Here is a 292-nt window from a genome sequence, read left to right as displayed (position 1 = left end):
ACCTCGGGTGTCCCGGCGAAGATCAGGCGCATGTACCGATCCTAGGGGCGGGGGGCGCGCTGGACCGGACGGTCAGAGCACGTCGGCGGGGTCCACCTGCACCCGGACACCACGCTCACGACGGGCGCTGCGCGCGGCGACGGCACCGGCGACCGCCGCCGTCACCGCCTCACCCGACGCCCTGGTCGACCGCAGCAGCACCCGGACCGGTGGGTCCTCGTCGACGAGCACCGCCGGACCCGGCTCCGGGGTCTCGGCCCGTCGGACCGTCCGCGGACCGAGCACGTCGACG

The 292-nt window shown here is 76.0% G+C and carries 1 protein-coding gene; it reads right to left on the bottom strand.

What is annotated here, in order from left to right; genetic code table 11:
* Positions 1–72 precede the first annotated feature (72 nt).
* Positions 73–292: hypothetical protein (locus tag N869_RS18325; protein ID WP_035063567.1), on the bottom strand; the 220-nt coding region annotated here is incomplete at its 5' end.

The sequence above is a fragment of the Cellulomonas bogoriensis 69B4 = DSM 16987 genome, from assembly GCF_000767165.1.
Classification (GTDB): domain Bacteria; phylum Actinomycetota; class Actinomycetes; order Actinomycetales; family Cellulomonadaceae; genus Actinotalea; species Actinotalea bogoriensis.
The sequence above is the reverse complement of the archived record's forward strand: the minus strand, read 5'-3'. Positions and strand labels throughout refer to the sequence as shown.